Annotated in this window: 9 protein-coding genes; 4 read left to right on the top strand and 5 right to left on the bottom strand. The window is 66.8% G+C overall.

The window, feature by feature from the left end; genetic code table 11:
* Positions 1 to 41 precede the first annotated feature (41 nt).
* The 5 genes from G4Z14_RS03315 to G4Z14_RS03295 form a co-directional block, all read right to left on the bottom strand.
* Positions 42 to 1,292, bottom strand: a complete 1,251-nt coding sequence (locus G4Z14_RS03315; protein ID WP_164623315.1) for an extracellular solute-binding protein — start codon at positions 1,290 to 1,292, stop codon at positions 42 to 44.
* Complete coding sequence (locus G4Z14_RS03310; RefSeq protein WP_164623314.1) at positions 1,289 to 2,374, bottom strand: LacI family DNA-binding transcriptional regulator; 1,086 nt, start codon at positions 2,372 to 2,374, stop codon at positions 1,289 to 1,291. Before G4Z14_RS03310 ends, G4Z14_RS03315 begins: the two co-directional genes overlap by 4 nt.
* A 211-nt stretch (positions 2,375 to 2,585) precedes the next feature.
* Positions 2,586 to 5,882, bottom strand: a complete 3,297-nt coding sequence (locus G4Z14_RS03305; protein WP_164623313.1) for an efflux RND transporter permease subunit — start codon at positions 5,880 to 5,882, stop codon at positions 2,586 to 2,588.
* A gap of 4 nt (positions 5,883 to 5,886) precedes the next feature.
* Positions 5,887 to 6,999 (bottom strand): efflux RND transporter periplasmic adaptor subunit, encoded by a 1,113-nt coding sequence (locus tag G4Z14_RS03300; protein WP_164623312.1) that lies wholly within the window; start codon positions 6,997 to 6,999, stop codon positions 5,887 to 5,889.
* 6 nt (positions 7,000 to 7,005) lie between these two features.
* Positions 7,006 to 7,617, bottom strand: a complete 612-nt coding sequence (locus tag G4Z14_RS03295) for a TetR/AcrR family transcriptional regulator (protein ID WP_164623311.1) — start codon at positions 7,615 to 7,617, stop codon at positions 7,006 to 7,008.
* Positions 7,618 to 7,897: 280 nt separating this feature from the next.
* Here G4Z14_RS03295 and fabF point away from each other — a divergent pair, with 280 nt between their 5' ends.
* The 4 genes from fabF (at position 7,898) to G4Z14_RS03275 (ending at position 12,152) form a co-directional block, all read left to right on the top strand.
* On the top strand, positions 7,898 to 9,157 hold the full coding sequence (gene fabF, locus G4Z14_RS03290) for a beta-ketoacyl-ACP synthase II (protein WP_164623310.1): 1,260 nt from the start codon (positions 7,898 to 7,900) through the stop codon (positions 9,155 to 9,157).
* Between the two features lie 3 nt (positions 9,158 to 9,160).
* The gene (gene mltG / locus G4Z14_RS03285) at positions 9,161 to 10,336 is read left to right on the top strand and encodes an endolytic transglycosylase MltG (RefSeq protein WP_164623309.1); all 1,176 of its coding nucleotides are present in this window, start codon (positions 9,161 to 9,163) and stop codon (positions 10,334 to 10,336) included.
* 195 nt (positions 10,337 to 10,531) lie between these two features.
* Positions 10,532 to 10,855, top strand: a complete 324-nt coding sequence (locus G4Z14_RS03280; RefSeq protein ID WP_164623308.1) for a hypothetical protein — start codon at positions 10,532 to 10,534, stop codon at positions 10,853 to 10,855.
* Entirely contained in the window at positions 10,806 to 12,152 is a 1,347-nt protein-coding gene (locus G4Z14_RS03275) for a DNA-packaging protein (protein ID WP_164623307.1), read from the top strand. Before G4Z14_RS03280 ends, G4Z14_RS03275 begins: the two co-directional genes overlap by 50 nt.
* Positions 12,153 to 12,264: the final 112 nt, after the last annotated feature.

Raw genomic sequence — 12,264 nt, 5'->3', positions numbered from 1 at the left:
GAGGAATGCCGGCCCCGGCATGTCCCGGGGCCGGGGCGGCCTCAGTGGCCGTAGCCGTTGTTCTTGCCGATGTCGGCGTTGATCTCGTCCACCGCCGCATCGAGCGTCGCCGCCACGTCGGCGCCATTGGCGATATCGGCCAGCGCCTTTTCAAAGACCTTGGCCTGCACGACGTAGCCCGGCGTCACCGGACGCACGAGGCCCTGGCTGGCCGAATAGGCCACAAAGACCGACAGCGGGCCGCCCGCCTTGTAGGTGTCGACCATTTCTGCGGCGGTCGGGCTGGCGGGGATCAGGCCGATGCCATTCGAAAAGTCGGCAAGATACTTGTCCTGCAAGGCAAATTCGATGAAGGCGGCCGCGCCTTCGGGATGTTTCGAACTGGCCGAAACCCCGAACTGCCAGCTTGCCGCCCCGATTTTCGCGCCGGTGCCGAAATCGGGCGCGGGCAGGAACACGGTGTCGTCAAAGGCCGAAAGCGCGCCAAGGGCCGCCCAGTTGCCGTTCCACGAGAAGGCGTATTTGCCTGCCGCAAAACCGCCATCCCGGTCGGCCGGGTCCTGGGTCGCCTGGGCATAGCCGTTCTGGAACAGCCCCTGCCACCAGTCGCCGAACGCCAGCGCCGCATCGCCGTTCAGCGCGCCTTCTGCCGTCTGGTAGGTCGAGCGGTCGATGATGTCGCCACCGAAGGATTGCAGGAAGGGCGAGAAGGCATAGGGATACCATTCCCCGGTCCAGGCCATGCCGAGGTCAAGCGGATAGTCCCACTTGCCGGCCGCCTTGGCCGCATCGAGGGCCGCCATGAACTCGTCACCGGTCCAGGGCTGGTCGAGCGTGGGCGCGCGCAGGCCCAGCTCGTCCAGCGTGGACTGGCGCGTGACCAGCGCCACGGCGGCATCCCAAAGCCCGATGGAATAGAGCTGTCCGTTCCACATGCCCTTGGTGCCCGGCAGGAAGGTGGCGATCCGGCTGTCGTCGATCTGCAAGGGCTGCAGATAGCCCGCCCAGGCCCAGTTCGGCATGTTCGGTCCGTCGACATCGAGGATGTCGGGCAGGTTGCCCGCCAGGGCGCCGGCGACGACCGAGTCATTGTAGGCCGCTTGCGGGAAGCTTTGCAGCTCCACCTTCCAGTCGGACTGGCTGGCGTTGAAATCGGTGATGATCTGGGTGATGATCTTGCTTTCGACCTCGTTTCCGGCCCCGTGATACCACATGGTCAGCGGGGTCTGCGCCTGGGCGGCCGAAGCCCATGCAAGGATTGCGGCGGATGCCGCCAGTTTGAAGACCTTCATTCGTTTTCCTCCCTCAGGTTCCTGAAAGCCAAGACATTTTCGGGGCGCCGCTCGTTGACCGAGGCGCGCCAGTAGACGGGACCGGCCACAAGGGTCGGGCCAGCTTCGCGGCTTTCGCCGGCGATCAGCTGCAAGAGCCGCTCGCCAGTGCGCGCGCCTATCGCGGTGTAGGGCAGCTCGACCGTCGTCAGCGGCGGGTAGAGCGTTTCCGCGATCACGCGGTAATTGTCGAAGCCCGCGACCCCGATCTCGTCCGGCACCTTGCGGCCCATCGAGCGCAGGATGCCGTAGACCATCATCGCCATCTGGTCGTTGCCGCAACACAGCACCGTGGGCGGGCTGTCCAGCCGCAGCATCCGGTCAATCGTGTCCCACAGAACCTGCGGGCCGATCTCGGCCTGGTCGAAATCGACGTGTGCCAGAAGCAGGGGGTCGAAGGGCAGCCCGGCCTCGGCCAGCGCGTCGCGGTAGCCAAAGGGGCGCAGGCGGCCGGCCACCATGTCGGGGCGCAGGGCCAGAAAGGCGATGCGGCGATGGCCCGCCGCAATCAGCCGGCGCACCAGATCGGCCTGAAGCCGGCGGTCGTCAGGCAGCACCGCGGGCGTGCCGCGGCTGTCGAAGCAGTTGGCCAGCACAAGCGGCGTGTCGTCGGGCAGGGCGGGAAGGCTGACTTCCTGATGGTATTCCGCGACATAGATCAGGCCTTCGACGCGGTGCGACAGGAAGGTGTCGATCAGGTGGGGGACGCGTTCATTGCGACCTGCGGTATCGGCGATCATCAGCGTCGTCCCCGAGCTTTCCAGCGCCCGCTGGATGCCCTGCACGATGAAGAGGTCGGGAAGGCCCTGCTGGATGGAGGGCTGGTTTCGGGTCGAGATTGCCCCGGTAATCAGCCCGATGATGCCCGACTTCTGGGCGCGCATCATCCGCGCGGCATTCGAACGGACATAGCCCAGCTCGCGCATGGCCTTTTCAACCGCCTCGCGGGTCTTTTCGCCCACGGGGCCATCGGCGTTCAGCACGCGGCTGACCGTCTTTGGCGAAACCCCGGCCAAACGCGCAACGTCATAGATCGTCGCCATCGAACCCTCCCTGTTCGAGTCGGTGACATCGGTGTCATGACATCGGTGTCATATTGCGGCGTGCCCTGTCAAGCCCTGTGCGGGCCCGAATGGCCGCAGCCGGCGCGAATTTGGGGGAGAGGAAGGGAATTTCCGGCGGGGAGGGCGACGGGACGGCAGGCGGAGGTTCAGCCCTGAACCGGCGAACCTCGGCCTGCCTTGCCGATCCCGCTTATTCTGCCGCCCGCAGAGTCACGCCCATTCGGGAGCGCAGCTCGGCCTGACCGGCCTCCAGCGCGGCGATCTGGGCGGCGAGCGCTTCGGGGGTGGGGGGGGCGGATTCGTCCTCTTTCTCGGCGATGACGCGGGAAAACAGCTTGCTCACCAGCCGCGAGAGGTCGTCCATGATGAGATAGAAGGACGGCACCACCACGAGCGACAGCACAGTCGAGACGATGATGCCGCCGATCACCGCCGTCGCCATGGGGGCGCGGAAGGCACCGCCTTCACCGACGCCAAGCGCCGAAGGCAGCATGCCCGCCGACATGGCGATGGAGGTCATCACGATGGGCTGGGCGCGCTTGTGGCCGGCCTCGATCACCGCCTGAAAGCGGTCGAAGCCACGGGCGCGCATCTCGATGATGAAGTCGATCAGCAGGATGGCGTTCTTGGTCACGATGCCCATCAGCATCAGGATGCCGATGAGGACCGGCATCGACAGGGCCGATCCGGTGAGGATCAGCGCCGCGGCGACACCGCCGATGGCGAGGGGCAGTGACAGAAGGATGGTGAAGGGCTGGATGACCGAGCCAAAGAGCAGGATCAGCACGGTCAGCACCAGCATCAGGCCCATGATCATCGCCTGCCCGAAGGAGGTCATCAGCTCGGCCTGCACCTCGGCATCGCCGGATTCCTTGACCGTGACGCCCTTTGGCAGCGGGGTGGCGGCAACGATCTCGTTGAAGCGCTCCTTGGCGGTGCCAAGCGCCACGCCCATTGGCAGCGAGGCGCCGATGATGGCCTGCCGTTCGCGGTTCAGCCGTTTCACTGTGGCCGGGCCTTCGCCGATGGTCACGTCGGCCACGGCCGAAAGCGGCACCAGCGCGCCGGTTGTAGTCTGGACCTTCAAGGCCGCAATGCGGTGCAGGTCTTCGCGGCTGACGTTGGCAAGTTGCACCCGGACCGGGATCAGCCGGTCGTCGATGGCGAGTTGCGCCAGCGCCGCATCCAGATCGCCGATGGTGGCGATGCGCAGGGTCTGGGCGATGGCGGCGGCGGAAACGCCAAGGCGGGCGGCCTCGTCAGGGCGGGGCGTCACCTGCACTTCGGGGCGCGGCAGGGCGCCTTCGGAGGTGAGGCCGGTCAGCGTCGGCTCGCCGCGCAGCGCGGTTTCCAGCGCAGTGACGGCGGCGGTCAGGTCGGCGTCATTGGCGGCCAAGACCGAATAGGAAATGTCGCGCTCGCCCCGGTCATTCAGCTTCAGCGCCCGGATATCGGGGATGGTGGCGAGGCGGTCGAAGATCTCGACCTCGATTTCCTTCTGGCTGCGGATGCGGCCGTGGTTTTCCACCGTAGGCACCAGCAGCGACAGGACCGGAATGCGGTTGCCGATTTCCGAGACCCGGCGCAAGAGCGAGTGGTCGAGCCGGTCCAGCACGACGGCAACCGAGGCGCGGCGGATGTCCAGCTCGCCGCGCGGCGAGGAGCCGCCCAGCACGAACACATCGCGCACGCCTTCGATGTCCTTGATGGCGGCGGTGATGTCCTGCGTGGTGCGGTCGGTGCTTTCAAGGCTGGAGCCGGGGGGCAGTTCGACCGAAACCGAAATGCGGCTGACGTCCTCGGGCGGCAGGAAGGAAGGAGGGACCTGCAGCATGAAATAGACCGAGACGATCAGCACGCCGATGGCCGAAATCAGGGTGACAAAGTAGCTGGGCAGCTTCCAGTTGGTGCGCGGCAGTCTGATCCCGCCGCGGATCGAGCGGTTCACGAAGGCCAGATAGCGGCTCATCACCGGGCCGTCGGTTTCGCCCTCGTGGTGGCCGGCATTGGCGTCCTTGGCTGACATCAGATAGGCGGCCATCATCGGGGTGATGAGGCGCGCAACCAGAAGCGAAAAGCCGACGGCAATCGCGACGGTCAGGCCGAACTGGCGGAAATACTGCCCCGGAATGCCGGCCATGAAGCTGACCGGCACGAAGACCGCGATGATGGTGAAGGTGGTGGCGATGACGGCAAGACCGATCTCGTCGGCGGCGTCGATCGCGGCGCGGTAGGGGGTCTTGCCCATGCGGATGTGGCGGGCGATGTTCTCGATCTCGACAATGGCATCGTCGACTAGGATGCCGGTCGCCAGCGTGATGGCAAGGAAGCTGACAAGGTTCAGCGAAAAGCCCAAGAGGTCCATGATGAGGAAAGTCGGCACCGCCGAAAGCGGCAGGGCGACGGCAGTGATGAGCGTGGCGCGCCAGTTCCGGAGGAAGGCGAAGACCACCAGAACCGCAAGGATCGAGCCTTCGATCAGGGTGTGAATGGCGCTTTCGTAGTTGCCATAGGTGTAGAACACCGTCTCGTCGACCACGGTGATGCCGACCGAGGGATGCTCGGCGCGCAGGGTGTCGAGGGTTTCAGTGACGGTCTCGGCCACCGACACTTCGGAGGCGCCCTTGGCGCGGAACACCGCGAAGGTCACCACCTGATCGCCGTTGAGGCGCGAGAAGGATTTGAGGTCCTGATAGCCGTCCACCACCTCGCCCAGATCGGCAAGGCGCACATGGCGGCCGCCGGGCAGGGCGATGGGGGTGTCGGCCAGAGCCTCGACGGTTTGCGCATCGCCCAAAGTGCGGATTGCCTGCTCGGCCGTGCCGATTTCGGCCTTGCCGCCGCCGACATTGGTGTTGGTCAGCTTGAGCTGGTTCGAAACCGTGGTGGCGGTGATGCCGAAGCTTTCCAGCTTGACCGGATCGAGTGCCACGCGCACCTCGCGGTCGGCACCGCCATAGCGTTCGACCTTGCCGACGCCGGGGCGGCCCTGCAGGGCGCGGATGATGGTGTCATCGACAAACCAGCTGACTTCCTCGAGCGTCATGTCGGGGGCGGTGACGGCGAAGGTCATGATCGCCTGGCCTTCGACATCGACGCGGGTCACGATGGGGGCTTCGATCGAGGCGGGCAGATCGCCGCGGATGCGGTCGATGGCGTCCTTGGTGTCCTGCACGGCCTTGTCGGTGGCAACCTCCATGCGGAATTCGATGGCGGTGGTGGAAACCCCGTCCGAGATGGTGGAGGTGATGTTCTTGGCCCCTGTGAGGCCGGCGACGGCGTCTTCGATCTTCTTGGTGATCTGGGTTTCCATCTCGGCCGGGGCGGCGCCGGGCTGGGCGACGGTGACGGCGACGACGGGGATGTCGATGTTCGGAAAACGGGTGACGGGCAGGCTGGTGAAGGATTGCCAGCCGAGCAGCATCAGCATGAAGAACGCCAGAAGCGGCGCGACGGGGTTCTTGATGGCCCAGGCCGAGAAGTTCATGGCGCTACTCCTTTGCCGCGACCGGGGTGATGCGGTCGCCGTCGCGGACGAAGGCGCCGGCCTTGGCGACAATGCGGTCGCCCGGTTGCAGGCCTGCGGAAATCTCGACCCAGCCCGCATCACGGATGCCGGTCTGCACGGTGATCTGCCGGGCGGTGTCGCCGGAGACTTTCAGGACGATCGGACCTTCGGGCGAGATGCCGAGCGCGGTGATCGGGGCGGCGGTGGCGGTGAGTTCGGCGACAAGGATTTCGGCCATGGCATACATGCCGGGGCGGACGCCCTCTGCCTCGTCGATGGTGATGCGGACGCGGCCCATGCGGGTGGCCGTGTCGATGGCGGGTTCGACAAGGCGGACCGTGCCCTTGCGGGTGGTGCGGTCGCCGGCGAGCTGCAGGGTGACGGGCTGGCCGGGGGCAAGGCGCAACACGTCGCCTTCGGCCACATCGGCGCGCAGTTCCAGCGCGTTGTCGCGGATCATGGCAAACATCGGCTGCGCGGCGGAGGCGATGGTGCCGACCTGCGCGGTGCGGGCGGTGATTTCGCCGGCGACCGGGGCCTTCACCTCGGTCCGCGCCAGCATGAGGTCGACGTTGGCCAGCTGGGCCTCGACCAGCGCGAGGTTGGCGCGGGCGGCTTCCAGCGCCTGCGTGGCGCTGATCGCAGTGGCGTTGGCCTTGTCGGCATTGGCCTGCGATGCGGTGCCCTGTTTCAGCAGCGTTTCGGTGCGGGTGGCGACGCGCACCGCCTCGTCGGCCTGCGCCTCGGCCTGCGGCACCGCGGCGCGGGCAGCGGCAAGCGAGGCGTTGAGCTGGGCCTTTTGCAAGGTCAGCGTCGAGGTGGAGAGCCGCGCCAGCACCTGACCGGCCTGCACCTGATCGCCGACATCGGCGAGAAGTTCCTCGATCGGCTGGCCTTCGACAAGGGGGGCGACCTGCACCTGCTCGACGGCGCCGATCAGGCCGGAGGCGATGATGACATCGCGCAGCGGGCGGGTTTCCACGGTGGCCACAGTGATATGCGGAGCAGGGATGGTTTGCGCGGCGTCGGGTGTGGCCGCTTCGGCCCAGAGCGGCTGGGCGGCAAGGGTCAGCAGGAGGGCGAGGGAACGGCGCATGGCGGATCAGGCTTTCTTGGCGGCGAGGATCTCGCCCATGGCAATGTCGATGGAACGCTGGATGAGCGCGGTCAGGTCGTCGCGGATCGGTGCGGCCTGCGGCGGCAGCATGGCGGCGGATTTGAACATGGTGATCGCAAAGGCCGCGTGGGCCGGGAAGCGGGCCGCGATTTCAGCCTCGGTCAGGCCGGTTTCGGCGGCGAAGACGCGGTTGAGGTAGCTGGCAATCTGGGTTTCCATGGCGCAGGCGGCCTGGCAGATGTCGGGCTTGCGCAGCGCCGCGGCGGTGATTTCGGCCCAGAGCTGGCCGTCGGCCCGGCATTGCTTTTCCAGCAGGCGTTGCCGCATCAGCTCGCGCAGGGCAACCATCGGGGTGGGTGATTGCAGCACCGTCAGGAAGTCGGCCTCCATGTCGGCGAGGTCAAGGGCGATGAGGGCCTCGACGATGGCAGCCTTGGAGGGGAAGTAGCGGTAGAAGTTGCCGACGCTCATCCCGGCGGCGCGGGCGAGGTCTTGCATCGAAGCCCCGTCAAAGCCCTTTTCAGCAAAGGCGCTGCGGACGCGGGACAGGATCTCGGCGGGACGGTGGTCACTTTTGGCGGCGATGGCGGTGGTCATGGCGATGGCTGAGTCTGGCTTTCCGGGAATGAACGTTCATTCATTTAGCGCGCCGGCGGCGACTTTGCAAGCGAAACTGCGGTCACGGAGGGCCGGGGCAGCGGAGGGCGGCATCGCGTGAACCGGCGCAAGCCGGGGAAACGTCGTCGCAAATCGCCGCGACCGCGCCCCTTGCCACCGCGGCGCAATGGTGCCGCCCGGCCCCCGGCCACGGTTGCGAAGTGGGGGGGCTGCGTGTAACACGGAAAATCAGAAACGCCTTGAAGGCAGGAGGGGCAGAATGCGTCGAGTGGTGGTCACGGGTCTGGGGATGGTCACGCCGCTGGCTTGCGGAGTGGAAGAAACCTGGAGCCGCCTGATTGCGGGGCAATCCGGCGCGGGGCCGATCACGCGGTTCGATGCCGCGAACGTGGTGACGCAATATGCCTGCGAGATCCCCTTTGGCGATGGCTCGGACGGCACGTTCAATCCCGATGACTGGATGGAGCCGAAGGACCGCCGCAAGGTGGATGACTTCATCCTGTACGGCATGGCCGCCGCGACGCAGGCGGTGAAGGATTCCGGCTGGGAGCCGGCGACCGAGGAAGACCGGCACCGGACCGGGGTGATGATCGGCTCGGGCATCGGCGGGCTGTCGACGATTGCCGATACCGCGGTGCTGATCAAGGAAAAGGGGCCGAAGCGGGTCTCGCCCTTCTTCATTCCGGGCAGTCTTATCAATCTGGTGTCGGGGCAGGTTTCCATCCGCTTTGGCTTCAAGGGGCCGAACCACGCGGTGGTGACGGCCTGCTCGACCGGCGCGCATGCCATTGGCGATGCGGCGCGGATGATCGCCTTTGGCGATGCCGATGTGATGGTGGCGGGCGGTGCCGAGGCGCCGATTTCGGAGATCGGGATTGCCGGGTTCAACGCCTGCAAGGCGCTGTCGACCAAGCGCCCGGACGAGCCGCAGAAGGCCAGCCGGCCCTATGACGCCGACCGCGACGGGTTCGTGATGGGCGAGGGCGCGGGCGTGGTGGTGCTGGAGGAATACGAGCACGCCCGCGCGCGCGGCGCGAAGATCTATGCCGAGGTGCTGGGCTATGGCATGTCGGGCGATGCCTATCACATCACCGCGCCGTCGGAAGATGGCGACGGCGGGTTCCGCAGCATGACGATGGCGCTGAAGCGGGCCGGGATTGCGCCGGCGGATGTGGATTACATCAACGCCCATGGCACTTCGACCATGGCCGACACGATCGAGCTGGGTGCGGTGGAGCGGCTTTTGGGCGATGCGGCGGGCAAGGCGACGATGTCGTCGACCAAGTCGTCGATCGGGCACCTTCTGGGGGCGGCAGGCGCGGTGGAAGCGATCTTCTGCGTGCTGGCGATCCGCGATCAGGTGGCGCCGCCGACGATCAACCTTGACACTCCGGCAGTGCAGCCGAAGCTTGACCTTGCGCCGTTGAAGGCGGTGAAGCGCAAGATCGACGTGGCGCTGTCGAATTCGTTCGGCTTTGGCGGCACCAATGCCAGCCTTGTGCTGGGCCGGGTGAAATAAGCCATGTGGCGGGCGGTCGCCTCGAACGCGCTGACGTTCTTCATCCTGCTCTTGATCGTGGCGGCGGGGCTTCTGGCCTGGGGGCGGCAAGCCTATACCGGGCCGGGGCCGCTGGTGCAGGCGGTCTGCTTCAAGGTGGAGCGCGGGGCCTCGCTGAGCCAGGTCAGCCGGGCGCTGGAGGATCAGGGCGCGGTCAGCGATGCCCGCATCTTCCGCATCGGGGCGGAGTATTCCGACAAGGGCGGGCTTTTGAAATTCGGCAGCTATCTGATCCAGCCCGGATCGTCGATGGCCGAGGTGATCGACCAGCTGACGGCGGGCGGGCAATCGACCTGCGGGCGCGAAGTGAACTTCCGCATCAGCGTGGCGACCACCGATGTGGTGCTGCGCGAGCTGGACGCGACGACGAACCGCTATGTCGAGGTGGTGAAGTTCGATCCGGCGGCCGAGGCGGTGCCTGCGGAATATGTCGAGGCCTCGACCGCTGATGACATGCGCTGGCGCATCACGGTAGCCGAGGGTGTGACCAGCTGGCAAGTGGTCGAGGGGCTGAAGCGGGCCGATTTTCTGGACGGCAAGATCGAGGGCGTCCCGCCGGAAGGGGCTTTGGCGCCCGACAGCTATGAGGTGGATCGCGGTGCGGACAGGGCGGCGCTGATTGCCGAAATGACCGAGCGGCAGGCCCGCATCGTCGCCGATTTGTGGGCCAGCCGGGCCGCCGATCTGCCCTATGACACGCCGGAGGCGGCGATGGTCATGGCCTCGATCGTGGAGAAGGAAACCGGGGTGGCCGAGGAGCGGGGCCGGGTGGCCAGCGTCTTTGTCAACCGCCTGCGGCAGGGGATGAAGCTGCAGACCGACCCGACGGTGATCTACGGCATCACCAAGGGCGAGGGCGTGCTGGGGCGGGGGTTGCGGCAGAGCGAGTTGCGGCGCGAGACGCCCTATAACACCTATGTCATCGACGGCCTGCCGCCGGGACCGATTGCCAATCCGGGGCGTGCGGCGATCGAAGCGGCGCTGAACCCGGAAACCACGGATTTTCTTTACTTCGTGGCCGATGGCACGGGTGGCCATGCCTTTGCCGCCACGCTGGAGGCGCATAACGAAAACGTCGCCAAATGGCGCGAGATCGAGGCGCAGCAGAAGGCGGCCGAGCCGGCGGTCGAGGGCAACTGAGGTGCTCCGGGTTGAGGGAAGGTTAACGGCGCGCGCGCCAAGCCTTTGTTATAGAACGGATTTACTTTGACTCTGCGGGCGCTCTGATGTAGTGTCCCTGTCATGCTAGGAGAGGTGGGCAAGCGGCCGGGGGCAACCCTTGGGCCGCTTTTTCATTTCGCTCGTGCAGGGGGCATGGGAGGGCAGCCAGCTGACATGACGATCAACTTCTCCACTGGGGGCAAGCCGCCGGCAGACATGCTGGCGATCACCGAGGATTGGCTCAGGGAAGCCGCAGAGACACTCGCCATCACCGTTCAGGCGATCAAGGCCGGGGAGTTCGGCCGGATCAAGGACAGCACCGATTGCATCAAGGGGCTGAAGGTGGCGGTGGCTTTGGCAATCGAGGAAGGGAACCGCGTTGAAAAACTCCGCAAACAAGTTGCCGGGGCTCAGGGAACCGGAGAGTTCGACCTGGACGCCGCGCGGGATGAAATCGGGCGCCGCCTGGCTCGCCTGCGCGACGCCGGAACAGGTTGAGGCGTTTCTGGGCGGGCTCAGCGACAATGCGCTGATGGCGTTGCCGTGGCTGTTCGAGTTCTGGGCCTTGCCGCATCAGGTACCGCCCGAGGGCGTGTGGAAAACCTGGGTCATCATGGGCGGGCGCGGGGCGGGCAAGACCCGCGCCGGGGCCGAATGGGTGCGGGCCGAGGTGGAGGGCGCGACGCCCCTGGCGCCGGGACGGGCGCGGCGGGTGGCGCTGGTCGGCGAGACGGTGGATCAGGTGCGCGAGGTGATGGTGATGGGCGAGAGCGGGATACTCGCCTGCTCGCCCCCCGACCGCCGCCCGGTCTGGCAGGCAACGCGGCGGCGGCTGGAATGGCCGAACGGTGCGGTGGCGCAGGTGTTTTCGGCCCATGACCCCGACAGCCTGCGCGGGCCGCAGTTCGATGCGGCCTGGGCGGATGAGCTGGCGAAATGGCCGAAGGGGCAGGAGGCTTGGGACCAGTTGCAGTTCGGTCTGCGGCTGGGGGAGAACCCGCGGCAGGTGGTGACGACGACGCCGCAGAATGTCGAGGTACTGAAGGCGATCCTGAAGAACCCCTCGACCGTGACGACCCATGCGCCCACCGAGGCCAACCGCGCCCATCTGGCGGCGAGTTTCCTTGCCGAAGTGCAGGCGCGCTATGGCGGGCAGCGGCTGGGCTTGCAGGAGTTGCAGGGGCTCTTGGTCGAGGAAGTGGACGGCGCCTTGTGGAAGGCGTCCGATCTTGACGCACGGCGGGCCGAGGTCTTGCCGGCGTTCAACCGCATCGTGGTGGCGGTCGATCCGTCGGTCACATCAGGCGGGGCGAGCGATGAATGCGGCATTGTCGTGGTGGGCGCGGTGACGGAGGGTCCGCCGCAGGACTGGCGGGCGGTGGTGCTGGAGGATGCCTCGGTCCGGGGCGCCTCACCCGACACATGGGCGCGGGCGGCGATTGCGGCGATGGACCGGCACCGGGCCGACCGGCTGGTGGTGGAGGTCAATCAGGGCGGCGAATTGGTGACGCAGGTCATCCGCAGCATTGATGCGCTGGTGCCGATCAAGGCGGTGCACGCCAGCAAGGGCAAGGGGACGCGGGCGGAGCCGGTCTCGGCGCTGTACGAACAAGGGCGGGTGGCGCATGTGCGCGGGCTGGCGGCGCTGGAGGACCAGATGTGCCAGATGACGGCGCAGGGCTATCTGGGCAAGGGAAGCCCCGACCGGCTGGATGCGCTGGTCTGGGCCTTGACCGAGCTGATGGTGGAGCCGGCGTTGCGGCATCGCCGCCCGCAGGTGCGCACGCTGGGTTAACCGCCCTTAAGGATTGCCCGGCTAGGGTGGTTTCCAGATCACGAGACAAGCGCCCCGGCGACGGGGCCGGGAACGGCGGGCCTTTGACGGGCGCGCGACAAAGGAGCTTTGC

Origin of the sequence: Tabrizicola oligotrophica (genome assembly GCF_011008935.1) — a bacterium.
Taxonomy (GTDB): domain Bacteria; phylum Pseudomonadota; class Alphaproteobacteria; order Rhodobacterales; family Rhodobacteraceae; genus Tabrizicola_A; species Tabrizicola_A oligotrophica.
This window is presented reverse-complemented; position numbering and strand designations above follow the sequence as displayed.

Coding starts and splice junctions, on each gene's coding strand:
- G4Z14_RS03310 (WP_164623314.1), bottom strand. CDS start 2,374: ATGGCGACGATCTATGACGTTGCGCGTTTGGCCGGGGTTTCGCCAAAG.
- G4Z14_RS03295 (WP_164623311.1), bottom strand. CDS start 7,617: ATGACCACCGCCATCGCCGCCAAAAGTGACCACCGTCCCGCCGAGATC.
- mltG (WP_164623309.1), top strand. CDS start 9,161: ATGTGGCGGGCGGTCGCCTCGAACGCGCTGACGTTCTTCATCCTGCTC.
- G4Z14_RS03315 (WP_164623315.1), bottom strand. CDS start 1,292: ATGAAGGTCTTCAAACTGGCGGCATCCGCCGCAATCCTTGCATGGGCT.
- G4Z14_RS03275 (WP_164623307.1), top strand. CDS start 10,806: ATGAAATCGGGCGCCGCCTGGCTCGCCTGCGCGACGCCGGAACAGGTT.
- G4Z14_RS03305 (WP_164623313.1), bottom strand. CDS start 5,882: ATGAACTTCTCGGCCTGGGCCATCAAGAACCCCGTCGCGCCGCTTCTG.
- G4Z14_RS03280 (WP_164623308.1), top strand. CDS start 10,532: ATGACGATCAACTTCTCCACTGGGGGCAAGCCGCCGGCAGACATGCTG.
- fabF (WP_164623310.1), top strand. CDS start 7,898: ATGCGTCGAGTGGTGGTCACGGGTCTGGGGATGGTCACGCCGCTGGCT.
- G4Z14_RS03300 (WP_164623312.1), bottom strand. CDS start 6,999: ATGCGCCGTTCCCTCGCCCTCCTGCTGACCCTTGCCGCCCAGCCGCTC.